The following is a 25417-nucleotide window of genomic DNA, read 5'->3' as shown; positions in this document are numbered from 1 at the left end:
GGTCTGGACGGAATTAAACTTGCACCGCTAGTTTAAGCCTCATGGATCTGGAACTGTCCGCCGAGCAGGCGGCGGTCCGCCGGCTCGCCGCGGACTTCGTCGACCGCGAGGTGACGCCGCACGCGGCCACCTGGGACCGCCGCGAGTCCGTGGACCCCGACATCGTCGGCAAGCTCGGCGACCTCGGCTTCCTCGGGCTCACCATCGGCGAGGACGACGGCGGTTCGGGCGGCGACCACCTCTCCTACTGCCTGGTGCTGGAGGAGCTCGGCCGGGGCGACTCCGCCGTGCGCGGCATCGTCTCGGTCAGCCTCGGGCTGGTCGCCAAGTCCGTCGCCGCGCACGGGACCCCGGCCCAGCGGGAGCAGTGGCTGCCCCGGCTCTGCTCCGGCGCCGCCCTCGGCTGCTTCGCGCTGACCGAGCCGGACAGCGGCTCCGACGCCGCCGCGCTGACCACCCGGGCGGTCCGCGACGGCAGCGACTGGCTGATCACCGGCGCGAAGATGTTCATCACCAACGGCACCACGGCCGACGTCGCGCTGGTCTTCGCCCGCACCGGCGGCCCGGGACACCGGGGCATCAGCGCCTTCCTGGTGCCCACCGACGCCCCGGGCCTGACCCGGCGGGAGATCCACGGCAAGCTGGGCCTGCGCGGGCAGGCCACCGGGGAGCTGCGCCTCGACGGCGTACGGGTGCCGGAGTCGGCCCTCCTCGGCGAGGAGGGCGCCGGCTTCCGGCTCGCCCTCGCCACCCTGGCCAAGGGCCGGATGTCCGTGGCCGCCGGTTGCGTCGGCATCGCCCAGGGCTGCCTGGACGCGGCCGTCGGCTACGCCGGCCAGCGCACCCAGTTCGGCAAGCCCATCGCCGGGCACCAGCTCGTGCAGCAACTGCTCGCGGCCATCGCCGTCGACACCGACGCCGCGCGGCTGCTGGTGTGGCGGGTGGCGGACCTGATCGACCGGGGCCAGCCGTTCGCCACCGAGGCGTCGATGGCCAAGCTCTTCGCCAGCGAGGCCGCCGTCCGCGCGGCCAACAACGCGGTCCAGGTCTTCGGCGGGTACGGCTACATCGACGAGTACCCCGTCGGCAAGTACCTGCGCGACGCCCGCGTCGCCACCCTCTACGAGGGCACCACCCAGATCCAGCAGCTGCTCATCGGACGTGCGCTCACCGGCGTCAACGCCTTCTAGAGCCAGGGAGAAACCGTGACCAGATTCGCCGACCGGGTCGCCGTCGTCACCGGCGCCGCGCAGGGCATCGGCGCGGCCACCGCGCACCGGCTGGCCGCCGAGGGCGCGGCGGTCGCCGTGGTCGACCTCGACGCCGGGCGCAGCCGGGCCGTCGCCGACGAGATCGCCGCCGCCGGTGGCCGGGCCGTCGGCATCGGCTGCGACGTGACCGACGCCGCGGCGGTCGCCGCCATGACCGAGCAGGTGGTCCAGGCGTACGGCGGGCTGCACGTGCTCGTCAACAACGCCGGGATCACCCGCGACAACCTGCTGTTCAGGATGCCGCTGCCCGAGTGGGAGGCGGTGCTGAGGACCAACCTGACGAGCATGTTCCTCTGCTGCCAGGCGGCGCAGGAGCACATGGTGGCCGCCCGCTACGGCCGGATCGTCAACCTCAGCAGCCGCTCCGCGCTGGGCAACCGGGGCCAGGTCAACTACGCGGCGGCCAAGGCCGGCGTGCAGGGGCTGACCGCCACCCTGGCCGTCGAGCTGGGCCCGTTCAACGTCACCGTCAACGCGGTCGCCCCCGGCTACGTGGCCACCGCGATGACCGCCGCCACCGCCGAGCGGGTCGGCAGCAGCCCCGAGGAGCACCAGCGGGCGGTCGCCGAGCACACCCCGCTGCGCCGGGTCGCCCAGCCGGCCGAGATCGCCTCGGTGATCGCCTTCCTGGCCAGCGACGACGCCTCGTACGTCAGCGGCCAGACCCTGTACGTCAACGGCGGCGCGCGCTGAGTCGCGCACCCGACCGCACCGACCCGGAGGGGACATGGACTTCGCGCTCTCGGACACCGAACGGGCCATCCGCGACACGGCCCGCGACTTCATCACCAGGGAGGTCATGCCGCTGGAGCCGGAGCTGCTGCGGCGCGAACGCGCCCACCGGCCCGGGCTGGAGCCCGACGAGCTGCGCGAGTTGCAGCTCAAGGCGCGGGCGTTCGGCTTCTGGGGGCTGGCCACCCCCGAGGAGTACGGCGGCATGGACCTGCCCGCCGTCACCCAGTCGCTGATCTGGACCGAGCTCGGCCGCTCGTACGTGCCGTTCCGCTTCGGCGGCGAGGCCGACAACATCCTGTTCCGGGCCAACGAGGAACAGAAGCGGGAGTTCCTCATCCCGACGATCGAGGGGGAGCGGCGCAGCTGTTTCGCGATCACCGAGCCGGGCGCGGGTTCCGACGCGGCCAACATCAGGCTCAGCGCCCGCCGCGACGGCGGCGACTGGGTGCTCAACGGCGAGAAGACCTTCATCACCGGCGGCAACGAGGCCGACTTCGCCATCGTCATCGCGGTCACCGACCGGGAGAAGGGGGCCCGCAACGGTGGCGCCACGGCCTTCCTGGTGGACCGGGCGATGGGCTGGCGCTCGGAGTTCATCCAGACCATGGGTGAAGGTGGCCCGGCCGCGCTGGTCTTCGACGACGTACGGGTGCCGGAGCGCAACATCCTCGGCGAGCCCGGCCAGGGCTTCACCCTCGCGATGGAGTGGATCGGCAAGGGGCGCTACACCATCCCCTCGCACGCCGTCGGCATCGCCGAGCGGGCGCTGCGCATGGCGATCGACCACGCCACCACCCGGCAGACGTTCGGCCGGCCCATCGGCGACAACCAGGCGATCCAGTGGATGATCGCCGACTCCGAGACCGAGCTGGAGGCGGCCCGCTGGCTCATCCTGCGGGCGGCCTGGACGGTGGACCAGGGCATGGACCCGCGGCACGCCTCCTCGATGGCGAAGCTCTACGGCGCCGGCATGGTCAACCGGGTGGTCGACCGGGTGCTCCAGATCCACGGCGGCATGGGCTACACCCGCGAACTGCCCGTCGAGCGGTGGTACCGGCAGGTCCGGCTCTACCGGATCTTCGAGGGCACCGACGAGATGCAGCGGCTCATCATCGCGCGGGACCTGCTGCGCGGCTACACCCGACTGGGAGGGCACCTGGCATGAGGACCTTCGACTCCGTCGACGAGCTGGCCGCGGCGGTGGGGGAGACCCTCGGCCCGGGGCCGTGGCAGCGGATCGAGCAGGGGCGCGTCGACCTGTTCGCCGACGCCACCGACGACCACCAGTGGATCCATCTCGACCCGGAGCGGGCCGCCGCCGGCCCGTACGGTGGCACGATCGCGCACGGCTTCCTGACCCTGTCCCTGCTGCCGGCGCTGGTGGGCCGGCTCTACCGGGTGCGGGGCGTGCGGATGGGGGTCAACTACGGGCTGAACCGGGTGCGGTTCCCCGCTCCGGTGCGGGTCGGCGCGGCGGTCCGGGCCGTCGCCACCATCGCCGAGGTGTCCCCGGTGGCCGGCGGGGTGCAGCTGGTCACCGCCGCGAGCGTGGAGTGCGACGCCGGCGGCAAGCCGGTCTGCGTCGCCGAGACGGTGAGCCGGCTCTACGTGGGGCCGCCGGCCTCCTGAACGGTGGGGCCGGCGGGCTCCTGGGTGCCGGCGGCTCCGGCCGCGCGTGGCGGGAGCCACACCCTTCGCGCCTCCTTCGGGAGCTTATGTCGCTTTCATCCATCGGCCGTTCGGTTGATATGGCGGCGGCCGTTGGTCTAGGGTGGTGGCACTGCGGTCGTCGGTTCCCGGCGTCGCCGCATCTGTGGGACAGGAAGGGCAGCATGATCACCACGACGACCGCGCCGAGCACCACCACCGACACCGCCACCACGGTCTCCGGTGACGAGACCCGCGCGAGCGAGCTGACCGCCGCCCTCGCCGCCCTGCCGGAGGGGCACCCCGACCGGCCGGCGCTGCGGGCGCGGGTGATCGAGGCGTGGCTGCCGCTGGCCCACCACCTCGCCTTCCGCTACAGCGGGCGCGGCGAGCCCAACGGGGACCTGGCCCAGACCGCGGCCCTCGGGCTGATCAAGGCCGTGGACCGGTTCGACGCCTCCCGGGGCGTGGACTTCGCCGGCTTCGCCATCCCGACGATCCTCGGTGAGATCAAGCGTCACTTCCGCGACCGCACCTGGAACATCCGCGTGCCGCGCCGCCTCCAGGAGCTGCGGCTGCGCATCTCCGAGGCCAACGGCACCCTCACCCAGACCCTCAACCGCGCGCCGACGGTCGCCGACATCGCCACCCACCTCGGCGTCACCGAGGAAGAGGTCCTGGAGGGGCTCGAAGGCGCCCGCGCCTACAACGCGGTCTCCCTGTCCACCCCCATCGGCGACGGCGACAGCGCCACCGAGCTGGGCGACACCCTGGGCGCCGAGGACAGCGAGTACGAGCTGGCGGAGCTGCGGGTCGCCCTCGGCCCGGCCCTCGCCACCCTCGACGAGCGGGAGCAGAAGATCCTCACCCTCCGCTTCTACGGCAACCTCACCCAGAGCGAGATCGCCGCGCAGGTCGGCGTCTCCCAGATGCACGTCTCCCGACTGCTCGCCCGCGCGCTGGGCAAGCTGCGCGGCCAGCTCGAAGGCAGCCGCTGACACATCCCGTGGCGCGGCGTCGCCGTCCCGCCCGGGCGTACCGTCCTCGTCCGCCCCGCCGTACCCGGCGGGGCGGACGAGTCCGTTTCCGGCCTCCCGGATCGTCGCTGCCGGTGGCCGGCCCGGTGTCGCGGTCCTCGGCCCCGGCGGGTTCCCGACCTGACCGCCGCCGGCCGGCGCCCCCGACGCAAGACCGGGGCGATCGGCCGTTCCGCCCTGTCTTCCAGGGTGTCGTGTTGGGCGCCGCACCACCGCGTCCGTGCGGTCTCGGCATCGTGCCCTGTGGTCGCCGGGGGCGGCGGTGCCACCATCAGACCATGGTGGATGTCGATGTATTTCGGCGTGGGGCGCGGGCCCGGGCGGCGGTGATGACGGCGCGTCTGCGCCGGTTGGTGACCTGCGAGTCGCCGCCGGGTCCGGGCCCGGAACTCACCGCCTGCGCCGAGCTGCTCCAGGCGTGGGGCGACGCCGCGCTGGGCCGGCGGGGGCGTCGGGTGGTCCTCGACGGACTGCCGCACCTGCTCTGGGCGGCGCCCGACCAGCGCGTGCTGCTGCTCGGGCACTACGACACGGTCTGGCCGGCGGGCACCATCCGGGATTGGCCCTTCACGATCACCGGAAGCACCGCCACGGGGCCCGGCGTCTGCGACATGAAGGCCGGGATCGTGCAGATGCTCACCGCGCTGGAACTGCTGCCGGACACCTCGCGGGTGGGGTTGCTGCTCACCTGCGACGAGGAGAGCGGATCCGGCACCTCCCGACCGCTCATCGAGGAGCAGGCCCGCCGCTCCGGGGCGGTGCTGGTCGGCGAGCCGAGCACCGAGGGCGGCGATCTGAAGGTCGCCCGCAAGGGCGGCTCCGTCTACCGGATCGCGGTGCGGGGCCGGGCGGCACACGCCGGCGTCGAGCCGCACCGGGGCGTCAACGCCGGGGTGGAGCTCGCGCACCACGTCCTCGCGGTGCAGTCCTTCGCCGCGGGGGAGACGAGTGTGACCCCGACGGTCCTCTCCGCCGGCACGATGACGAATGTCGTCCCCGAGTCCGCGGTCCTCTGCGTCGACGTGCGGGCCTGGACCCGCGAGGAGCTGCACCGGGTGGACCGACTCGTCCGCGAGCTGACCCCCCGGCTGCCCGACGCGCGGCTGACGGTCGGCGGTGGGATCAACCGGTACCCGCTGCCGGCCTCCGTGTCGGCATCGCTGCTGCGCATCGCGCAGTCGGTGGGGGCGGAGCTCGGGCTGCCTGCCGTGCGCGGCGTCGCCGCCCCGGGCGCCTCCGACGCCAACTTCACCGGCGCGCTCGGCGTGCCCACCCTGGACGGGCTGGGCGGGGTGGGGGGCCTGCCGCACGCCCGCGGCGAGTACGTGGACGTCGCGAGGATGCCGGAGCGCACCGCGCTGCTGGCCGCCCTGGTGGCCCGGCTTCTCGCCGCGCCCGACCAGGACCAGGCAGCCGAGGGACCGCTCGGCGCCGTACCCGCCGCCCAGGGCTCGCCGGCGGACGGGTGAACCGCCCCGCTCGCGTGGCGTCCGCCGCTCGGCGGTCGAAGTCCGCACGGTTTCGTAAACGCGCCCCGCGCCGCTGGGCGATGCTGAATCCGTCGATCGCCCGGGGAGGCGCTCATGGTTCGTACGACCGGTGACCTCGCACCCGACTCGCCGATGGGGGCGGGGGACATGGTGCGTCGCGCGCGTACCTTCGCCGACCGGATGGCCGCCAGACGTTCCATCCGACACTTCTCGCCCCAGCCGGTGCCGATGGAGGTGATCGAGGAGGCGGTCCGCGCGGCGGCGACCGCGCCGAGCGGCGCCAACCTGCAACCGTGGCGGTTCGTCGTGGTCACCGACGCCGCCCGGAAGCGGCGGCTGCGGGAGGCCGCAGAGGCCGAGGAACGTGAGTTCTACGCCCGGCGCGCGCCGGCGCAGTGGCTGGAGGCGATCGCCCCGATCGGTACGGACTGGCACAAGCCCTTCCTGGAGGTGGCGCCGGTCGTGATCGTGGTGTTCGAGGTGCACCAGGGCCCGCGGTCCCCGAAGCCCTACTACGTCAAGGAGTCCGTGGGCATCGCGGTCGGCGTGCTGATCACTGCGCTGCACCACGCCGGCCTGGCCACCCTGACCCACACGCCGAGCCCGATGCGCTTCCTCAACGAGGTGTGCGAACGGCCGCCGGAGGAGCGTGCGTACCTGGTCATGCCGGTGGGGTATCCGGCGCCCGACGCCACGGTGCCGGACCTGGTCCGCAAGCCGCTGCCGGAGGTCCTGATCCGGCAGTGACGCCCCGTCCGCGGCTGCCGGCCGTGCCCGGTCCCGCGCGGAAGTGGCGCACGCTCCGTGCGTCCGATGGGCGCCGGCCGCCGGGACACCTGGATCCGGCCCGGCGACGCGCAGCTGGCCCGGAGCGGGGCAACCGGGTGCTGGTACGACCGCCGCCGCGCGGAGGTCGTCGGCTGAACACCGGCGGGCCCCGCCCCCCGTGTCGAAGGGGCCGTCCGACGGACGGCCCCTTCGACACGGGGCAACCGCTGGCGGAGCCCGGGATCCCTGTCGGGTACGCGGGTCGCCCCATGGACGGTCAGGAGTCGGCGAACTGCCCGGGAGCCCGGCCGGGACCGGCCGGCCCCCGGTACGCCTGGGCGATGTCCAGCCAGTGCTCGGCCTCGGCGCCCACCGCCGTCACCGACAGGTCGGCGCGGTGCCGTCGCCGGGTGACCAGCAGGCAGAAGTCGGCGGCGGGACCGGTGACGACCTGCTCGGCGTCGGACGGGCCGAACCGCCAGAGCGCCCCCGACGGCGCGGTGATCTCGAAGCGCAGGACGACGTCCGGAGTGGGCAGACCGCGCGCCTGGTAGCCGAAGTCCCACGTGCGCACGGCGAACTCGACGAGGTGGCGCAGCCGGTCGGTGCGCTCGCGGCGTACGCCGAGGGCGTCGGCGATGTCCTGGCCGTGGCCGAACAGCTCCATCATCCCGGCCGCGGCGAGCACCGGCGCCGGGAGCGGCCGGACGAGCCAGGGCACCAACTGCCCGGGCTCGACGGCGGCGAGCGCCTTCTCCGCGGCGGCCCGCTCCGTACGCCACCGGTCGATCAGCGCCGCGGGCGCCTCGGCCAGATAGGGCGCCATCGCCGCGTCCACGTTCGCGTCGAAGTCGTCGCTCAGGCGGGCCGTCAGGGCCCGGAACTTGTCCGGGTGGGAGGCCGCCAGCCCGGCCATCCGGAAGGTCGCGGCCAGGTGCGCGACCTGGTGCGCGACCGTCCAGCCCTCGGCCGGGGTGGCCGTCCGCCACCCCGCGTCGTCCAGGTCGACGAGCATGCGGTCGACGTCGTCGCCCTCGGCCTCCAGTGCGGCGAACACATCCTGATCTGTCACGCGCTGATCCTCTCGCTGCGGGTGTCGAGTGCACGTCGCCGGCGCTGCACGCCCGATGGTCGACGGGGGAAAGAAAGGGATCGGCGGCCGCGTCGGCGCCGCCGCCTCAATCATCGGCAGGGGGTGGGGCGGGCGTCTTCTCCCGCTGTGCCGAGGGCGCGGCCTCCACCGCCGGGTGCGCGCGCAACCGCAACGCGACCAGGCTGCCGAGCAGCAGGACGCCCCCCACCACGGCCAGCGCCGGCCGGACGGCGGGCAGGAACGCGGCGTTGAAGGCGTCCGTGGCCAGCGCCGCGTACCGGTCGGCCAGCGCCGGCGGCGTGCCCGCCGGCACGACGAACCCGCCGGCCTGGCCGGCGCCCAGCCTGATGCCCTGCTCCGCGGCGCCGAAGCCGTCCAGGAAGGCCGCCCGGGCCTCGGGAGGCAGCGTCGCCGCCCGGGCGCGGGCCGCCTCCGGCAGGGTGTCGGCGAGCCGGTGTTGCAGCACCGCCCCGACGACCGCCGCGCCGAGCGCGCCGCCGACCTGGCGGGCGGTGTTGAGCACGCCCGCGGCGGCGCCGGCCAACCGGGCGGGCACCTCGCGCATGGCCTCGGTGGTGGTCGGCGCGATGGACGCCCCCATGCCGACGCCGACGGCGATCAGCGGTACGACGAACGTGCCGACGGTGGAGCGCGGCGTGACCAGCACCGCCATGCCCAGCACGCCGAGCGCGTACACGGTGAGCCCGCCCGCGAGCAGGCGCCGGCCGCCCAGGCGGTCGGTGAGCCGCCCGGCGACCGGCGCGACGGCGCTGAGCACCAGCGTCCAGGGCAGCGCGGCGAGACCGGACTCCAGCGGGCTCATGCCGAGCAGCGACTGCGTCTCGATCACGAAGACCAGCAGGAAGCCGTACAGCCCGAACGAGCTGACGAGCGTGATCAGGGTCGCCGGGGCGAAGTTGCGCAGGCGGAACAGGCCGGGCGGGACGAGCGGCTCCCGCTGCCGGCGCTCGCGCAGCGCGAACACCACCGCGCACACCGCCGAGGCGGCCAGGATCGCCGGGATGCTCACGGGCCCGCGTACCGTGCCCCAGTCGTGCCGTTCGCCCTCGATGAGGGCGTACATGAGGCCCACCAGCGCGGCGGTGGCCAGGAGCACGCCGGGCACGTCGAGGTGGCGCGGCCGGCGGGTGCGCAGGTCGGGGACGAGCCACCAGGCCAGGGCGATGCCCGCCACGCTGAGGGGCACGTTCAGGTAGAAGATCCACTCCCAGCCGAACCGGGTGATGACGAGCCCGCCGAGGGTGGGTCCGCTGACGGCGGCCACGCCGGCGACGGCGGTGAAGATGCCGAAGGCGGCGCCGCGCCGGGCGGCCGGGAAGATGCCGGAGATGAGGACCAGCGCCTGCGGCAGCAGCGCCGCGGCGCCCACGCCCTGCACCACCCGCGCGCCGATGAGCTGCCCCGGGGACTGGGCCGCCCCGCAGAGCACCGAGGCCACCGCGAACACCGCCATGCCGGCCATGAAGACGGTACGCGGACCGAACAGGTCGCCGAGGCGCCCGGCGACGATGAGCAGGGACGCCAGGGCCAGCAGGTAACCGTTCAGCACCCACAGCATGCTGTCGATGCCGGTGTCCAGCGACCGCATCATGTCGGGCACGGCCGTGTTGACGATGCTCGTGTCGAGCAGGATCAGGAAGTTGCCGAGGCACAGCACCAGCAGTGCCGCCCACGGGTTGCCGGCCCTCGCCCGCGGCGGCGTCTCCACCGCGTCGACGGCCGGCCCCGGATCAGGACTCGCCCGCACGCGAGGCCTCCTCCCCGACGGCGAGGTCGGCGCCGGGTACGCCGGCCGGGGGCGGGGCGGGGCCGTCCCCGTACAGCCGGGCCCCGATCCGGCGGGCCGCGGCCAGGCTCGCCCAGGCGGTGAGCGCGACCAGCGTGGCGTCGTCGGCGCCGCCGGCACGGCAGGCGGCGACGTCGGCGTCGGTGACCCGGTACGGCGCGAGCGCGGTCAGCAGCGCCAGCCGGGCGGCGGGTCGCTCGGCCGGCGCCAGCTCGGCGACGGCGGCGTCGACCCACCGCCCGCCGCCCGGCTCCGGGGGTGGGGCGTCGGCAAGGCAAGCCAGTACCCGCCGCCGGACGTGCTCCGGCAGGGCGTCCTCGCCGCGGCGGCGGACCGCCTGGCCGGCGCGGGCGAAGGCGGCGGCCACGTGCGGCTGGCCGACGGCCCAGGCCAGGTCGGCCTCCGGCGGGGCGGGGGGCAGCAGCTCCAGGGAACGACCGGGTGGCCGGTCGGCGCGGGCCAGCGCCCCCATGATGCGGGCGGCCGTGCGCCGGACCCCGGTGCGCATCCCGGCCGGCGTGGGCGGCAACGGGGAGTCCTGGAGGAAGACGCTCACCATCCGGTTGAGGTAGTGGAAGGCCACCACCACGCCGATCAGCTCCGGCCCGTGCTCGGCAGGGAAGGGCGGGGGACGGCGGCGCGCCGGGCTGTCGGCCCCGCTGTGCCGGGCCCACTCGGCCAGGGCCCGCAGCCGCCGGTCGCCGATCCCGCCGACCCCGGCCGCCAGCCACCCGCCCGCGTCGCCCAGCAGCCCGGCCGCCGTCGCGCCGTGCACCTCCACGCAGTACGGGCACCGGTTGCTCTCGGAGACGGCGGTGGCCACCACCTCCTTCGCGTCGCGGCCGACCAGCCCTTCGGCGAGCAGCGTCTCGCGCAGCATGAGCCAGCACGCGCGCAGCACGTCGGGGGCGGGGGAGTGCAGCAGCACCGGGGGCGCGAGGACCCCGAAGTCGTCGACCATCTGCCGGTAGACCCGGGCGACGGGCCCGTCGGCGGCGTCCGGGGCGACCGGCGTCACGTGCCGGACGTGGGTCAGCATCGTGCGGCTCGTCACCCGAGCCAGTCGCCTGCCCATCGGTCTCCTTCCTGGTCGGGCGGGCCGGGGGCCGGAGGCGGGGCGCGCCCCCGGCCGTCGTGGTCCTAGCCGGGCACGACCTGGGGTACCGCGGTGGCCGTCCCCTCGGGCAGCGAGCCGTGGTAGGTGACCGGCACGCCGCGCTCCTGCGCCGCGCGGACGATGCCGGGCACGGCCCGCTCGGCGAGCGCGGCGATGGTGAGGGCCGGGTTGACGGTGAGCGCTCCCGGCACCGCCGAGCCGTCGGTGACGAAGATGCCGGGGTGCTGCCGCAGCTCGTGCCGGTCGTCGAGGGCGGACGTCGCCGGGTCGTCGCCGATCCGGCAGGACGACAGCGGGTGCACCGTGTACGCGCCCACCACGTCGTTGGTCCACGGCATCACCCGGGCCAGCCCGTCGCGCTCCAGGATGTCCCGGGCGTCCGCGTCGGCGGCGGCCCAACCGCGCAGCGTGTTGGCGGTGGGCCGGTAGCGCAGCGGACCCCGGCCGAGCATCTGCTGGGAGATGCGGTCCGCGTTGCCGGTGGCCGGCGGCGGCCCGAAGACCCCCTCGTTGTCGTCCTCCGACATCGTGAACAGCGTCAGCCACGACTGCCAGCGGCGCAGCATGTCCTTCTTGGCCAGGCCGAACCAGCTCGGTCCCACCGCGTCGGGCACCTGGGCGAGGATCGTGCCCAGCCCCAGCGGGAAGAAGAGCTGCTCCAGCGAGTACCGCTCGTACTCGGGCAGGTTGCCGTCGAGCCGGTCCCAGGTCGCCACCGTGGGCCCGCGGCCGATCTGGTTGGCGTCGTATCCCCGGCCGTCGGGCCGGCTGAGGCCGAGCACCTCCCGGACCCGGTCGTCGTCGAAGACGGCCGTGTTGAGCCGCTCCCCGTTGCCGGAGAAGTACCGGCCGACGGCGGTGGGCATCGTGCCCAGGGTGGGCTCCGAGCGTTGCAGGATCACCGGGGTCGCGCCGGCCCCGGCCGCGACGATCACGATCTTGGCGTCGATCGTCCCGCTGTCGTGCAGGATCCGGTAGTCCTCCGCGTCGACGACGCGGTAGTGCACCCGGTAGCCGCCGTCCTCGGTGCGGGAGAGGTGCTGCACCTCGTGCAGCGGCCGGATCTCGGCGCCGTGCGCCAGGGCCGCCGGCAGGTAGTTCAGCAGCAGGGAACGCTTCGCGTCGAAGCGGCACCCGGCCATCATCCAGTTGCAGTTGGTGCACTTGTCGACGTCCACGGCGGAGGGCACCGGATTGGCCGTGCGTCCGGCGTGCGCGCAGGCCGCCGCGAACAGGCCGCCGGCGTACGGCACCTTGTCCCAGCTCTGCATCGTGATCGGGAGCGCCTCGCAGACCCGGTCGTACCAGGGGTCGAGGGTGTCGCGGGTGATGGCCGCCGGCCACATCCGCCGACCGATGCTGCCCTGCCGCTCGAAGACGAACCGGGGCGCGCGCGGCATGGTGGCGAAGTAGACGACGCTGCCGCCGCCGACGCAGTTGCCGCCGAGCACGCTCATCCCGTCGCCCACGGTGAAGTCGAAGATCCGGGTGTACGACGAGCCGAGCTTGAAGTCGTGGTCGAACTCCTCGCTGGACAGCCACGGTCCCCGCTCCAGGACCACCACGCGCGCCCCGCCCGCGGCCAGGTGGTACGCGGGGATCGCCCCGCCGAAGCCGCTGCCGATCACCACGACGTCGGTGCTTGCGCCACTGGTCATGCCGGACTCCCTGTGGGGGTGGTGTGCGGGTGCGGTCGCGACAGCGGGCGTCCGTACGAGTACTCGGGGAACCGCCACAGTCCGTCGTCGTCGGGTCTGGTGATGCCGATCGCCAGCAGCCCCGGGTGCCCCGCGGCGAGGGCGTCGCGCGTGTTCATGTGGGCTGCGCTGTCGTAGGCCATGTTGCTGAACAGGGCGAGCCCCACCCACATCTCCTTCTCCGGGTTGTCCGGGGCGAGGAGGTGGCTCAGCAGCGCGGTGCGGTGGTCGAAGGCGAGGCCGACGAAGGGCGGCACCGCCGGGTCGAGGGTCAGGCCGTTCGCCTCGGCGTACCCGGTCGCGTGCGCGTTGAGGGCCTCACTGAGCGTGCCCAGCATCATCGACACCCCGCCGGCGGGGTCCTCCATCAGGGCCAGCGCCCCCGACTCGACCGCGCCGCCGTCGGGCGAGACGCCGGCGATCGCCCGGTCGTCGGCGGACCGCTTCGTCCCGGGGATGATGGTGTCGGCGAACGCCTCCAGCGTCAGCACGCGCGCCCGCTGTTCCTCGGGTGTTTCCGGTTGCACGGCGCTACCTCCTTCTGGGGGCGGGCGCGTCGGTATCTAGTCCCGCCGAATCGTTTTCGGGCAGCCTTTGCCAGCGCCGGTAATGGCGACGGAAGCAAGGGGTGAAATGGTGGTCGCCCGGAATTACTCCGTGCGGCGCGGATGGTGCGCGAAGTTCTGCATAATCCTGGCTACCGACGCAGCTGGGACGCACCTCCTGTTTTGCTGAGGCCGATCACCGGCGGCCGGGAAAGGCCAGCGAAAACTGTGCGTGGCAGCGCGTCACGCACAGTGTGCGGGCCCACGTCGACCGGTGCCCGGGTCACCCGGAGTCGCCTCTGCGGCGACGCCGGCTGCGGCGACCCGTCCGCGCGGCGGGTCGGGCGGGTCAGCGCGGGTTGGCGGCCCGGCGCGGCGCGGCGGTCGCCGGGAGCGCGGCGAGCCCGGCCTGGCGCCGGCTCAGCCGCCCGGTGCGGTGCAGCCAGCGCACGGTGTCGGTCATCGTCTCGTCGAGCGACCGGCTCGTCGGCCCGAGCAGCTCCTCGGTGGGCGTGGCGTCCATCGGGCGGGCGGTGGCGCAGAGGTAGATGGCGCCGTGCTCGGCGGGCAGGTGCACGGGCGACAGCCGCTGCGCCGCGCTGACCAGGTGGCCCATCGGCAGCAGGGCGCGGGCCGGCAGCCGCAGGGTGGGCAGGGTCCGTCCGGTGACCCGCCGCAGCGCGTCGACGAACTCGCGCGTCGTGACGTAGCGGCCGGGGGCCGGGAAGCGGCGGGGACCGCGTCCGGGTTCGAGCACCGCCGCGTGCAGCCGGGCCACGTCCCGCACGTCGCCGACGGGGAAGCCGCCGGTCGGCCACAGCGGCATGAGTCCGCGCAGCACGTTGCGTACCCGCGTCGTCTGGTCGCCCAGGTGGGGGTCGTCGGGCCCGAGCGAGGCCAGCGGGTAGGTGACGACCACCGGCGCGCCGTCGTCCTGGTGCCGGCGGGCGACGCGCTCGGCGGCGGCCTTGCTGCGCAGGTAGGCCTCCCGGGGCGCGCCGACCGGCGAGTCGACGGTCAGCGGCGACCGCCCGGCCGGCAGCAGCGCCCCGAAGGTGGAGACGTGCACGATCGGGTCGAGGCCCGCCGCCCGCGCCGCCCCGAGCACCACCTCGGTGCCGCGCAGGTTGACCGCCGTCATCCGCGCCCGGTCCCGGGAGTCGAAGCTGTAGACGCCGGCGGCGTGCAGCGCGGCGGCGCAGCCGTCGGCGGCCCGGGCCACGGCGGCGGGATCGGTGACGTCGCCGGTGACCAGCTCGACCCGCTCGGCGTGGGCGCCCAGCGCGGTCAGCACCCGGCGGGCGCGGGACGGGTCACGCACGAGCATCCGGACGCGGTGGCCGCCATCGAGGATGGCGGCCGTCGAGTGGGAGCCGATGAATCCGGTGCCACCGGTTACCAGAACCAGCATCGCGACTCCCGCGGGTGGGGGACTGGGGTCGTCGCCATCATCGGCAGGCCCCGCTGGCGGGGCCTTCTCCGAAGGTGCTCAACCGGTGCCGACCGCGTTGTCCGGGCCGCCGGACTCCCAATACTGGCAGTGCCGCAGTCGTCGGGAGCCGCCGTCGTGACCGTCCGACGGGGCGGCGCGGAGCAGGAGGCAGATCATGATCGCTCGTCGGGTGGCCTCGTCGGTGGTCCAGCGCCAGGTCAACTACGTCACGCCGGTCCCGCCGGGAGCCGCACGGGGGCTGGTGGAGACCGTGTACGCGCAGGTCGCGCAGGAGATGCAGCTCGTCGTGCCGCCCGCGCAGCTGCACTCCCCGTCGCCGGAGGTGCTGGCCGCGTACTGGATGGTCATGCGGGAGCCGCTGCTGCCGACGGAGCCCCTGGACCGGGCGATCAAGGAGGCGGTGGCCGCCGCCGTGTCGGTGGCGAACATCTGCCCGTACTGCGTGGACATGCACAGCGTCGGGCTCTACGAGCTGTCGACCGAGCACGACGCGGAGGCGATCGTGGCCGACCGGCTCGCCGAGATCACCGACCGGCGCATCCGCGACGCGGCCGAGTGGGCCCGTACGGCGCACCAGCCGCGGACCTCACGGCCGGTCCTGCCGTTCCCGGAGCGGGACCGCCCGGAGCTGGTCGGCGTGGTCGTGGGGTTCCACTACATCGCCCGTGTGGTCAACGTCTTCCTCCCCAACTTCCTGCTCCCGCCGGGGCTGGCGCCACGGGCACGGCGGCGCCTGAAGCGGGGCATCGGCTGGATCATGCAGGGGACGCTGCGCGACCCCCGGGCGCCGGGCCGCTCGGTGGGGCTGCTGCCGCCGGCGCCGCTGCCGGCGGAGGCCGGCTGGGCGGCGGGCAGCCCGCACGTGGCCGGGGCGATGGCCCGCGCGTACGCGGCGTTCGAGGCGGCCGGCGAGCGGGCCGTTCCGCCGGCCGTCCGGGAGCTGCTCGCGGAGCGCCTCGACGTCTGGCGGGGGGAGGAGACCGGCCTGAGCCGACAGTGGTGCGAACGGCTGATCGCGCCGCTGCCCGAGGCGGAGCGGGCCGCCGGTCGCCTGGCCCTGCTGACCGCGTTCGCCTCCTACCAGGTCGACGAGGAGGTGGTCACGGAGTTCCGCCGCCACCGGCCGGGCGACGCGGCCCTGGTCGACGCGGTCGCCTGGGCCAGCTTCGCGGCGGCCCGCCGGGTCGGCGCGTGGTACGCCCCCGCCAGCTCGCCGGAGCCGGTCTGACGGATTCCCGACCCGGACTGAGCAACATCGGAGGCGTTTGCGCGTGTCCGGGTCGACACGCTGGGTGAAGGTGAGGCGCTCTCGTGCGCCCGTCACCCTTCGAGGAGGAAACGTGACCAGCAACCAGACGACCCTGCCCGGCGCGTCCGGGCGTTGGGCGACCCTGAACGGAGCGCACCACCGGACGGCGCTGAACCTCTTTCTCCTGATCGTGCTGGCGCACTGGGCCGAGCACCTGGTGCAGGCGTACCAGATCTGGGGTCTGGGCTGGTCGCGGCCGGAGGCGCGCGGGGTGCTCGGCATGCCGTTCCCGTGGCTCGTCAGCTCGGAGTGGCTGCACTACGGCTACGCGATCGTGATGCTCGTGGGGATGTGGATGCTGCGGCCCGGCTTCGTCGGGCGTAGCCGGGGCTGGTGGACCACCGCCCTGGCGATCCAGTTCTGGCACCACATCGAGCACCTGCTGCTGCTGTTGCAGGCGCAGACCGGCCGGCACCTGTTCGACAGCCCCGTGCCCACCAGCCTGCTGCAGGTCGTGATCCCCCGGGTCGAGTTGCACCTGTTCTACAACACGGTCGTCTTCGTGCCGATGGTGATCGCGATGTACCTGCACCTGCGGCCCTCGGTGGCGGAGGCGGAGCAGATGTGGTGCAGCTGCCGGCAGCCCGAGGCCGCGGCGCAGCCCTCGTGACCACCGTGGACGCCCGCCGGCCCGAACCGCCCGCACCGGCGACGTCGGTCGGGGCGGTGCAGCGGGCGGCGATCGTCGTGGCGGCCGGTGTCGTGCTGTCGGTCCTGGCGCTGCTCGTCTTCGGCAGCCCGGCCGCGAGCCGGAGACTGGTGCTGGACCCGGGCGACGGGTCGGTCGTCGGGACCGCGCCCGCCGAGGTGACGCTCACGCTCGGCGGCGCCGAGTCGGCCGAGAACGTGCACCTGGCCGTCACGGGACCGACCGGGGCGACCGTCTCGACCGGGAGACCGGCCGTCCGCGACGGCCGCCTGGTCGTGCCGGTGCGCGACGCCGGCCCGGGCGCCTACCGGGTCGCCTACCGCGCCGGGCTGCCCGACGGTCGGCAGGTCGCCGGCCTGGCCGGCTTCACCGTGACCCCCGGCGCCGTCCCGGCCGGCCCCGTCGCCGCGCCGATCGACGACCCGGCCGCGAGCGCCGGGCACGACCACGCGCGCATCGACGGCATCAACGGCGTGCTCCTCCTGCTGGACCTGGGTCTCGTCGGGGTGGCCCTGCTGTTGATGTTCCTGCGGCCACGGCGCGGGGCGGGCCCCGTCGAGGGCCCGTGACCCGGCCCGGACGGCGACCACCCCGGCGCCGCAACGGCTGGTGACGGCCCGCGCGGCAGCCCGCGGCGGCGGATGAGCGCACAGCGGAAGAGGCGGCCCCGGTCGGCGCGCGGCGACGATGAAGTCACCGCCGGCCGGGGCCGGCGGTCGTCGTACCGACAGGGGGATCTGCCATGCCGACGGTACTGGGCTCCGTACGTCGACTGCTGATGGCGCCGACGCTCGCGGACGTGACCTTCGCGCGTCGGGGCTTCCCCGGCCCCACCACGGAGGTCACCCGCCGGCTGGAGGCGGTTCCGCAGTCGGTGGTCTGCGGGTTCGAGTGGGGCATCGACACCCGCGACCCGTGGGAGCTCGAGCGCCGGCTCGCCCTCGTCGACCGGGAACTGCTCGGCTTCGCCTACGAGGGCGCCACGATGGCCTGCACCATCCTCGACGTCATGGGGCCCCGGCGCGGCACCCGCACCCGCGATCTGCTGCGGGGGCCGGGCGCGCCCCACCTCTTCCTCGCCTACATCGGCATCGGGTTCGCCATGGCGCGCCTGCCGCGGCCCCTCTGGCGGCACGTGGTGCCCGATCTCACGGGCTCCCCGTACCACCCGACGATGACCTGGCTGGCCGTGGACGGCTACGGGTTCGACCGGGCCTACTTCGACCTCGACCGGTGGGTGACCCGGCAGGAGCGCCTGGCGGCGTACCCGTGGCAGGGGCACGGGGACTACTTCGCGCGGGCCACCGACCAGGGCCTCGGGCGGGCGCTGTGGTTCATCCACGGCGCCCGCACCGCGGAGGTGGCCGGGGCCGTGCGGGCCTTCGCCGCCGACCGGCACGGTGACCTGTGGAGCGGGGTGGGGCTCGCCGCCACCTTCGCCGGCGGCGCCGACGCCGAGGCGCTCGTGGCGCTGCGCGCCGAGGCCGGCGGTTGCGCGCCGGACCTGGCCCAGGGCGCGGTCTTCGCCGCCAAGGCCCGCAGCCACGCCGGGCACGTGCCGGCGCACAGCGAGGCGGCCATGCACGCGCTCGGCGGGTGCTCGGTGGCCGCCGCCGCGGCCCTCGCCGACGACGTGGCGGTCCGCGCGGAGCCGGCCGGGCGGCTGCCGGCGTACGAGCTCTGGCGGCGCAACGTCCGCGCGCACTTCGAGCCGGCCGGCGTCGGTCACGACCACTGAGCCCGCCCGCGTCGCCCGCCGGGGCGGCGCCGTGCCGCCCCGGACGCCGTGGACCCACGGAGTCCGGGGCGGACGTGAACGTTTCGAATAGTTGCGATGAATGCGCAAATTTGAAGAAATCAACTCATCGCGCGCTTGTCATCATCAAAACAGATGTCCATCCCTGTTCGACGGAAACACCGACCCTTTGGGGGAACGTGCGATGCAGAGCCTGCGTGATCTGCGGCGCAGAATCCTGACGCCAGATATCTCCGACACCAAAATGGACGTACGCGGATTCCACGTCAAGGACGAGGAATCGAAGGCGCTGCTCGAAAACGTCGGCGCCTCATTTCTCACCGGCTACGGATACGCCGCCGAGGCGCCGACCGCGGCGGCCGCCGAACGTCGCCTGGAAACGGTGCCGACGCGTTTTCGTGGCTTCGCGTACGAGGGCGCCGGGATGGGCTTCGCCGTCCGGGACGCGCTGCGGCCGGGCCGCCCCCGGCACGTGGCGAACCTGCTCGCGGGCCGGGGCGACGCGCACGTCTACATGATCTACGTGGGCGTCGGCTGGGCGATGGCCCGGGTGCCCCGGATGCGCTGGGGCCGGTTGCACGCCCCGGATCCGCTGCTGCGCTGGCTGGTGCTCGACGGCTACGGCTTCCACCAGGCGTACTTCCACACCGACCGGTACGTGTACGGGCAGTACCGCCACCCGCGGTTCCCGTGGCCGGCCGACGGCCCGCAGGGGTACGCCGACCGGGTCATCGACCAGGGCATCGGCCGGGCCACGTGGTTCGTCGGCGGCACCGACGTGGACCGGGTGACGGAGATCTTCGGCGCCTTTCCGGCGCACCGGCGGGCCGACCTGTACGCCGGGGCCGGCCTCGCCGCCACCTATGCCGGGGGAGCCACCGAGGCGGACCTGCGCCGCTTCCGCGACCGCGCCGGCGACTACCGCGTGGACCTCGCCCAGGGCAGTGCCTTCGCGGCCGGGGCCCGGGTACGAGCGGGTCTGGTCGTTCCGCACAACGAGATCGCCACCCAGGTGTTCTGCGGCGTGTCGACCGCCGAGGCGGCGAAGGCCACCGACGTCACCGTGCCCGCCGAACCACACGGAGCGGAACCCGCCTACGAGCGGTGGCGACGTGCCATCGCCGCGGAATTCGAGGGGTGGTGCTGAGCGTGACGCCCCGAGTCCCGAGCGAGTCCATGCCCCGGCGGTCCACCATTACGCGCGACAACGGAGAAACCTCGTGACCAGGATCGCTGTCGTGGGGATGGCGTGCCGCTACCCGGATGCCACATCCCCGCGGGAACTGTGGGAGAACGCCGTCGCCGGACGCCGAGCCTTCCGGCGACTGCCCGAAGAACGGATGCGACTGGACGACTACTACGACCCCGACCCCGCCACGCCCGACCGTTTCTACGCCCGCAACGCGGCGGTCATCGAGGGCTACGAGTTCGACCGCATCGCGTACAAGGTCGCCGGTAGCACCTACCGCTCCACCGACCTCACCCACTGGCTCGCCCTCGACATGGCGGCCATGGCGCTGGCCGACGCCGGCTTCCCGATGGCGGAGGGACTGCCCCGCGAGCGCACCGGCGTGGTCGTCGGCAACACGCTGACCGGCGAGTTCTCCCGGGCCAACCAGCTGCGGCTGCGCTGGCCGTACGTGCGCCGGATGGTCGCCGCCGCGCTCAAGGAGCAGGACTGGGACGACGACCAGCTCACCACGTTCCTCGACGACTTCGAGGCGACCTTCAAGGGCCCGTTCCCGGAGGTCGACGAGGACACCCTCGCGGGTGGGCTGTCCAACACCATCGCCGGGCGCATCTGCAACCACTTCGACTTCAAGGGCGGCGGCTACACCGTCGACGGCGCCTGCTCCTCGTCCCTGCTCTCCGTCGCCACCGCGTGCAAGGCCCTCTCCGACGGCGAGGTCGACGTGGCGGTCGCCGGCGGGGTCGACCTGTCCATCGACCCCTTCGAGATCATCGGCTTCGCCAAGACCGGCGCGCTGGCGCGCGGCGAGATGCGGGTCTACGACCGCGGTTCGAACGGGTTCTGGCCCGGCGAGGGCTGCGGCATGGTGGTCCTGATGCGCGAGTCCGAGGCCCGCCAGGCGGGCCACCGCGTCTACGCCACCATCGCGGGCTGGGGCATCTCCTCCGACGGCAAGGGCGGCATCACCCGGCCCGAGGTCGCCGGCTACCAGCTGGCCCTGCGCCGGGCGTACGAACGGGCCGGGTTCGGCATCGAGACCGTCGGGCTCTTCGAGGGCCACGGCACCGGCACGGCGGTCGGCGACGCCACCGAGCTCCAGGCGCTGTCGCTGGCCCGGCGCACCGCCGACGCGAACTCCCCGCAGGCCGCGATCAGCTCCATCAAGGGCATGATCGGGCACACCAAGGCGGCGGCCGGCGTCGCCGGCCTGATCAAGGCCGCGATGGCGGTGCACCACGAGATCCTGCCGCCCACCATCGGCTGCGTCGACCCGCACGAGATCCTCACCGCCGAGCAGTCCGCGCTGCGGGCCCTGCGCAAGGCCGAGGCCTGGCCGCGCGACCTGCCGGTCCGCGCCGGCGTGACGGCGATGGGCTTCGGCGGCATCAACACCCACATCGTGCTGGAGAACGGGCAGCCCCGTCGCTCGTCCCGGCTGGACAGCCGTTTCCGCAACCTCGCCGCCTCGGTGCAGGACGTGGAGCTCCTGCTTGTCGACGGGAGCAGCCCGCAGGAGCTGCGCGAGCGGTTGCAGCGCCTCGTCGAGTTCGCGCCCACGGTGTCGTACGCCCAGCTGGGCGACCTCGCCGCCACCCTGCACCGGGAGCTGCGCGACCTGCCGTACCGGGCGGGCGTGGTGGTCTCCTCGCCGGAGGACGCCGAGCGGCAGCTGCGCCGGATCTGCGACGCCCTCGACGCCGGCGAGGTGCGCCTGTTCTCCTCCGACGGCCGCTGCTTCCTGGGCCACGTGAGCGGCCCGGGCCGCATCGGCTTCCTCTTCCCCGGGCAGGGGTCCGGCAAGGGCACCTCGGGCGGTGCGCTGCGCCGCCGGTTCGCCGACGTGGAGGAGGTGTACCAGCGGGCGGCGCTGCCGCGCACCGGCGACATGGTCGCCACCGCGGTGGCCCAGCCGCGGATCGTCACCGGTTCGCTGGCCGGCCTGCGGGCGCTGTCGCTGCTCAACCTCGACGCGACCGTCGCGGTCGGGCACAGCCTCGGCGAGATCGCCGCCCTGCACTGGGCCGGCGTGCTCGACGAGGAGGCACTGCTCCGGGTCGCCGGCGTGCGCGGCCGGACCATGGGGGAGCACAGCGCCTCCGGCACGATGGCCAACATCGGCGCCCCGCCGGAGCGGGTGGCCGGGCTGATCGCCGGCCTGTCCGTGGTGATCGCCGCGTACAACGGGCCGGAGCAGACCGTGATCGCCGGCTCGGAGGCCGCGGTGGAGGACGCCTGCGGGCGGGCCCGCTCCGCCGGCCTGCGGACCACGCGGCTGTCGGTGTCGCACGCGTTCCACTCCCCGCTGGTCGAGCCGGCCGCGGACGCCTTCCTCGAGGCGCTGGCGGGGGAGCGGTTCGGGCCCGTCACCCGGCGGGTCGTCTCCACCGTCACCGGCGAACCGCTCGCCCACGACACCGACGTCTCCGCCCTGCTGCGCCGCCAGATCACCGATCCGGTGCTGTTCAGCCAGGCTGTCGCGTTGGCGGCCAAGGAGGTCGACCTGTTCGTCGAGGTCGGTCCGGGGCAGGTGCTCTCCGGCCTCGCGTCGGCCGGCACCGACCTGCCGGCGGTGGCGCTCAACACCGACGACGAGTCGCTGGCGGGCCTGCTGCGTGTCGCGGCGGCCGCGTACGTCGTCGGCGCCGGCGGCGTGGCGGGCACCCTCTTCCACGACCGGCTGGTCCGGCCGCTCGAGGTGGGCCAGAACTTCCGCTTCTTCGCCAGCCCCTGCGAGTCAGCCCCGGTGGTGAGGCTGCCCAAGGGCGCCGGTGTCCGGGTGGCGGGTCCGTCGGCCGCGAACGGGCCGCAGCCGGAGCCGGAGCAGCCGGTCGGCGAGTCGAGCCTGCAACTGCTGCGCCGGTTGGCCGCCGAGCGGGCCGAGCTGCCGCTGGAGATGGTGCACGACGGCAGCCAACTCCTCGACGACCTGCATCTCAGCTCGATCACCGTCGGCCAGCTGGTCAACCAGGCGGCGCAGCAGCTCGGCGTGCCGGCCGCGCAGACCCCGACCAACTTCGCGACGGCCACCGTCGGGCAGCTCGCCGAGGCCCTGGAGCAGCTCGCCCGGACCGGTCGGGACACCGACGCGTCCGGCCCGAGCATCGTGCACGGCGTCGCCGACTGGTGCCGGGCCTGGTCGGTCGAACTCGACGACGCGCCGCCGCCGGTCGTCGCCGGGGCGGAGGCCGACGGTGCCTGGCAGTTGTTCGCCCCTGCCGGGCACCCCATCGCGGAGCCGCTGCGCGCCTCCCTGCAGGGCGCCGGCGTCGGCGCGGGGGTGCTGGTGTGCCTGCCGGAGCGGTGTGCGGAAGCCGATCTGGAACTGGCCCTGCGCGGCGCGCAGGCGGCGGCGGCCGCCGCCCCCGGCACCCGCTTCGTCCTCGTCCAGCAGGGCCCCGGCGCGGCCGGACTGGCCAAGACGCTACGGCTGGAGGCGCCGCACCTGCGGACCACCATCGTGCACACCCCGCCGGTGCCGGAGGCCGTGGCTCGGGTGACGGCGGAGGTCGCCGCCACCGACGGCTTCGCCGAGGTGCGTCACGACGCCGCCGGGCGGCGCCAGGTGCCCACCCTGCGCGGGCTGCCGGTGCGGCCGGCCGAGACGCGGCAGCCGCTGGGCGCCGAGGACCTGCTGCTGGTCACCGGCGGCGGCAAGGGCATCACCGCGGAGTGCGCCCTGGCGATGGCCGTCGACAGCGGCGCCAGCCTCGCCGTGCTCGGCCGCTCCGACCCCGCCCAGGACGACGAGCTGGCCGCGAACCTCAAGCGGATGGCGGACGCCGGCGTGCGGGTGCGCTACGCCCGGGCCGACGTGGCCGACCCGCAGCAGGTGCGGCAGGCCGTCGACGGGCTCGTCGCCGAGCTGGGGCCGGTCACCGCGGTGCTGCACGGCGCGGGCCGCAACGAGCCGGCGGCGTTGACCGGTCTCACCATGGACGTGTTCCGCCGCACGTTCGCGCCGAAGGTCGACGGCCTGCGCGCCGTGCTCGACGCGGTCGACGGCGACCGGCTGCGCCTGTTGGTGACGTTCGGCAGCATCATCGGCCGGGCGGGCCTGCGCGGCGAGGCGCACTACGCCACGGCCAACGACTGGCTGGCCGAGCTGACCGTCGACTTCGGCCGACGCCACCCGCACTGCCGCAGCCTCTGCCTCGAGTGGTCGGTGTGGTCCGGTGTCGGCATGGGTGAGCGGTTGTCCGTGGTCGAGGCGCTCACCCGTGACGGGATCACCCCGGTTACCCCCGACCAGGGGGTGGCGATGCTCCGACGCCTGCTCGCCGATCCGCAGGCACCGTCCGTCGTGGTGGTCAGCGGGCGGACCGAGGGCATCGACACGGTGCGGATGGACCTTCCGGAGCTGCCGCTGCTGCGGTTCGTGGACCGGCCGCTCGTGCGCTACCACGGTGTCGAGCTGGTCACCGAGGCCGAACTCAAGCCGGTCACCGACCTCTACCTGGACCACCACCGGCTGGACGGCAACCTGCTGTTCCCGGCGGTGTTCGGGATGGAGGCGATGGCCCAGGTCGCCGCCGCGCTGACCGGACGGACCGACACGCCGGTGGTCGAGCGGGCCGAGTTCCTGCGGCCCGTCGTGGTGCCGCCGGACGGCAGCACCACCATCCGGGTCGCCACCCTCGTGGTCGACGACGGGGTCGTGGACGCGGTCATCTACAGCGCCGAGACGGAGTTCAGCGCCGCGCACTTCCGGGCGCGGCTGCACTTCACCGGGGCGCGACCGCCGGCGGGCCCGCCCGAACAGGTGCCCGCCGGGCTGCCGAGCGTGCCGCTGGAGCCCGCCACCGACCTGTACGGCGACATCCTGTTCCAGGGTGGACGGTTCCAGCGGCTGCGCCGCTACCACCGTTCGGCCGCCCGGCACGTCGACGCCGACGTCGTCACGGCGCCGCAGACCCGGTGGTTCGCCGACTACCTGCCGGCCACCCTGCTCCTCGGCGACCCCGGCGTACGGGACGCCCTCATGCACGGCAACCAGGTCTGCGTCCCCGACGCGACGCTGCTGCCGGCCGGGATCGAACGGCTGCACCCGGCGGGGAGCCGCCTCACCGAGGCGGAGGAGCTGCGCTACTGCGCCGAGGAGCGCAGCCGTGACGGCGACACCTACGTGTACGACATCGCGCTGCGCGCCGCCGACGGTGCGGTCGTGGAGCGGTGGGAGGGCCTGCGGTTGCGGGCGGTGCGCAAGAGGGACGGCCGCGGACCGTGGGCGGCACCGCTGCTCGGGTCCTACCTGGAGCGGGCCGTCGGCGACCTGGTCGGCGGTGCCGTGGCGGTCGCCGTCGAGCCGGGCCCGGCGGAGCCGTCCGGGCGTGGCGGGCAGGCCGGGCAGAGCACGGCGGACGAGACCCGCAGGCGGCGGGCCCGCACCGCCCTGGCTGCCGGCCGGGCGGCGGGCGGACCGGTCGAGGTGGCGTACCGGCCGGACGGCCGCCCCGAGCTGGCAGACGGGCGGTCCCTGTCGGCCGCGCACAGCGAGAACCTGACGCTGTGCGTGGTGGGGACCGGACCGCTCGCCTGCGACGTGGAGGCGGTACGGGCCCGGGAGGAGTCGGTCTGGCACGGGCTTCTCGGCGCGCACGTCGACCTCGCCCGGCTCTGCGCCGCCGACGGCGGTGAGTCCCTGGACGCGGCGGCCACGCGGGTGTGGGCGGCGATCGAGTGCCTGCGCAAGGCGGGGCTGTCGCACCGGGCGCCGCTGGCTGCGGTGCCTTCGGACCGGGCCGGCTGGCTGGTCTTCGCCTCCGGCGACCTGCGGATCGCCACGCTCGTCACGACCGTGCGGGACCTGCCTGAGCCGATGGCGTTCGCGATCCTCACGGAAGGACGGGCCTAG

At 74.6% G+C, this 25417-nt stretch carries 19 protein-coding genes; 13 read left to right on the top strand and 6 right to left on the bottom strand.

From position 1 onward, the window contains the following. Positions 1-41: 41 nt before the first annotated feature. The 7 genes from AB0883_RS25650 (at position 42) to AB0883_RS25620 (ending at position 6927) form a co-directional block, all read left to right on the top strand. A complete protein-coding gene (locus AB0883_RS25650; RefSeq protein ID WP_366643851.1) occupies positions 42-1190 on the top strand; it encodes an acyl-CoA dehydrogenase family protein in 1149 nt (382 codons plus the stop codon). Between the two features lie 15 nt (positions 1191-1205). Further along, on the top strand, positions 1206-1964 hold the full coding sequence (fabG, locus tag AB0883_RS25645) for a 3-oxoacyl-ACP reductase FabG (protein WP_366643850.1): 759 nt from the start codon (positions 1206-1208) through the stop codon (positions 1962-1964). 34 nt (positions 1965-1998) lie between these two features. Then, on the top strand, positions 1999-3171 hold the full coding sequence (locus AB0883_RS25640) for an acyl-CoA dehydrogenase family protein (RefSeq protein WP_366643849.1): 1173 nt from the start codon (positions 1999-2001) through the stop codon (positions 3169-3171). Next, complete coding sequence (locus AB0883_RS25635; RefSeq protein ID WP_366643848.1) at positions 3168-3635, top strand: MaoC family dehydratase; 468 nt, start codon at positions 3168-3170, stop codon at positions 3633-3635. The genes AB0883_RS25640 and AB0883_RS25635 overlap by 4 nt, the downstream gene beginning before the upstream one ends. 203 nt (positions 3636-3838) lie before the next feature. Further along, positions 3839-4651, top strand: a complete 813-nt coding sequence (locus AB0883_RS25630) for a SigB/SigF/SigG family RNA polymerase sigma factor (protein WP_366643847.1) — start codon at positions 3839-3841, stop codon at positions 4649-4651. A 368-nt stretch (positions 4652-5019) separates the two neighbouring features. Beyond that, complete coding sequence (locus AB0883_RS25625) at positions 5020-6159, top strand: M20/M25/M40 family metallo-hydrolase (protein ID WP_366643845.1); 1140 nt, start codon at positions 5020-5022, stop codon at positions 6157-6159. A 114-nt stretch (positions 6160-6273) separates the two neighbouring features. Further along, positions 6274-6927, top strand: coding sequence for a nitroreductase family protein (locus AB0883_RS25620; protein ID WP_366643843.1), 654 nt, complete (start codon positions 6274-6276; stop codon positions 6925-6927). Positions 6928-7225: 298 nt separating this feature from the next. Here the strand turns inward: AB0883_RS25620 and AB0883_RS25615 are convergent, their stop codons facing one another. From AB0883_RS25615 to AB0883_RS25590, 6 genes are all read right to left on the bottom strand, one after another. Continuing rightward, entirely contained in the window at positions 7226-8020 is a 795-nt protein-coding gene (locus AB0883_RS25615) for a TIGR03084 family metal-binding protein (protein ID WP_366643842.1), read from the bottom strand. A gap of 106 nt (positions 8021-8126) precedes the next feature. Beyond that, positions 8127-9809, bottom strand: a complete 1683-nt coding sequence (locus tag AB0883_RS25610) for a DHA2 family efflux MFS transporter permease subunit (RefSeq protein WP_366643841.1) — start codon at positions 9807-9809, stop codon at positions 8127-8129. Continuing rightward, positions 9793-10887 (bottom strand): hypothetical protein, encoded by a 1095-nt coding sequence (locus tag AB0883_RS25605; RefSeq protein ID WP_366643942.1) that lies wholly within the window; start codon positions 10885-10887, stop codon positions 9793-9795. The genes AB0883_RS25610 and AB0883_RS25605 overlap by 17 nt, the downstream gene beginning before the upstream one ends. A gap of 101 nt (positions 10888-10988) precedes the next feature. Continuing rightward, on the bottom strand, positions 10989-12623 hold the full coding sequence (locus tag AB0883_RS25600; protein WP_366643840.1) for a GMC family oxidoreductase: 1635 nt from the start codon (positions 12621-12623) through the stop codon (positions 10989-10991). Next, positions 12620-13189: a DUF5987 family protein gene (locus AB0883_RS25595; RefSeq protein WP_366643838.1), complete on the bottom strand. Its 570-nt coding sequence runs from the start codon at positions 13187-13189 to the stop codon at positions 12620-12622. The genes AB0883_RS25600 and AB0883_RS25595 overlap by 4 nt, the downstream gene beginning before the upstream one ends. A gap of 367 nt (positions 13190-13556) precedes the next feature. Further along, complete coding sequence (locus AB0883_RS25590) at positions 13557-14618, bottom strand: SDR family NAD(P)-dependent oxidoreductase (RefSeq protein ID WP_366643836.1); 1062 nt, start codon at positions 14616-14618, stop codon at positions 13557-13559. 196 nt (positions 14619-14814) lie between these two features. Between AB0883_RS25590 and AB0883_RS25585 the strand changes: the two genes are divergently transcribed. From AB0883_RS25585 to AB0883_RS25560, 6 genes are all read left to right on the top strand, one after another. Next, a complete protein-coding gene (locus AB0883_RS25585; protein ID WP_366643834.1) occupies positions 14815-15888 on the top strand; it encodes a carboxymuconolactone decarboxylase family protein in 1074 nt (357 codons plus the stop codon). A 112-nt stretch (positions 15889-16000) separates the two neighbouring features. Next, the gene (locus AB0883_RS25580) at positions 16001-16579 is read left to right on the top strand and encodes a hypothetical protein (RefSeq protein WP_121401399.1); all 579 of its coding nucleotides are present in this window, start codon (positions 16001-16003) and stop codon (positions 16577-16579) included. Further along, positions 16576-17187 carry a copper resistance CopC family protein gene (locus AB0883_RS25575; RefSeq protein WP_366643831.1) on the top strand — a complete coding sequence of 204 codons (612 nt, stop codon included), beginning with the start codon at positions 16576-16578 and terminating at the stop codon, positions 17185-17187. The genes AB0883_RS25580 and AB0883_RS25575 overlap by 4 nt, the downstream gene beginning before the upstream one ends. A gap of 173 nt (positions 17188-17360) precedes the next feature. Further along, positions 17361-18356, top strand: a complete 996-nt coding sequence (locus AB0883_RS25570) for a DUF1702 family protein (protein WP_366643829.1) — start codon at positions 17361-17363, stop codon at positions 18354-18356. A gap of 202 nt (positions 18357-18558) precedes the next feature. After that, positions 18559-19521: a DUF1702 family protein gene (locus tag AB0883_RS25565; RefSeq protein ID WP_366643941.1), complete on the top strand. Its 963-nt coding sequence runs from the start codon at positions 18559-18561 to the stop codon at positions 19519-19521. A gap of 73 nt (positions 19522-19594) precedes the next feature. Then, on the top strand, positions 19595-25417 hold the full coding sequence (locus AB0883_RS25560; protein ID WP_366643827.1) for an SDR family NAD(P)-dependent oxidoreductase: 5823 nt from the start codon (positions 19595-19597) through the stop codon (positions 25415-25417).

This window comes from Micromonospora sp. NPDC047812 (genome assembly GCF_040704175.1).
In the GTDB taxonomy this organism is placed as follows: Bacteria; Actinomycetota; Actinomycetes; order Mycobacteriales; family Micromonosporaceae; genus Micromonospora.
Note: the sequence above shows the minus strand (reverse complement) of the source record. Positions and strands in the feature narration are given on the sequence as shown.

Excerpts from the sequence above, each read along its gene's own strand:
- AB0883_RS25590 (WP_366643836.1), bottom strand. The coding sequence starts at position 14,618 with ATGCTGGTTCTGGTAACCGGTGGCACCGGATTCATCGGCTCCCACTCG.
- AB0883_RS25625 (WP_366643845.1), top strand. The coding sequence starts at position 5,020 with ATGACGGCGCGTCTGCGCCGGTTGGTGACCTGCGAGTCGCCGCCGGGT.
- AB0883_RS25585 (WP_366643834.1), top strand. The coding sequence starts at position 14,815 with ATGATCGCTCGTCGGGTGGCCTCGTCGGTGGTCCAGCGCCAGGTCAAC.
- AB0883_RS25600 (WP_366643840.1), bottom strand. The coding sequence starts at position 12,623 with ATGACCAGTGGCGCAAGCACCGACGTCGTGGTGATCGGCAGCGGCTTC.
- AB0883_RS25565 (WP_366643941.1), top strand. The coding sequence starts at position 18,559 with ATGCAGAGCCTGCGTGATCTGCGGCGCAGAATCCTGACGCCAGATATC.
- AB0883_RS25605 (WP_366643942.1), bottom strand. The coding sequence starts at position 10,887 with ATGCTGACCCACGTCCGGCACGTGACGCCGGTCGCCCCGGACGCCGCC.
- AB0883_RS25620 (WP_366643843.1), top strand. The coding sequence starts at position 6,274 with ATGGTTCGTACGACCGGTGACCTCGCACCCGACTCGCCGATGGGGGCG.
- AB0883_RS25650 (WP_366643851.1), top strand. The coding sequence starts at position 42 with ATGGATCTGGAACTGTCCGCCGAGCAGGCGGCGGTCCGCCGGCTCGCC.
- AB0883_RS25630 (WP_366643847.1), top strand. The coding sequence starts at position 3,839 with ATGATCACCACGACGACCGCGCCGAGCACCACCACCGACACCGCCACC.
- AB0883_RS25640 (WP_366643849.1), top strand. The coding sequence starts at position 1,999 with ATGGACTTCGCGCTCTCGGACACCGAACGGGCCATCCGCGACACGGCC.
- AB0883_RS25570 (WP_366643829.1), top strand. The coding sequence starts at position 17,361 with ATGCCGACGGTACTGGGCTCCGTACGTCGACTGCTGATGGCGCCGACG.
- AB0883_RS25635 (WP_366643848.1), top strand. The coding sequence starts at position 3,168 with ATGAGGACCTTCGACTCCGTCGACGAGCTGGCCGCGGCGGTGGGGGAG.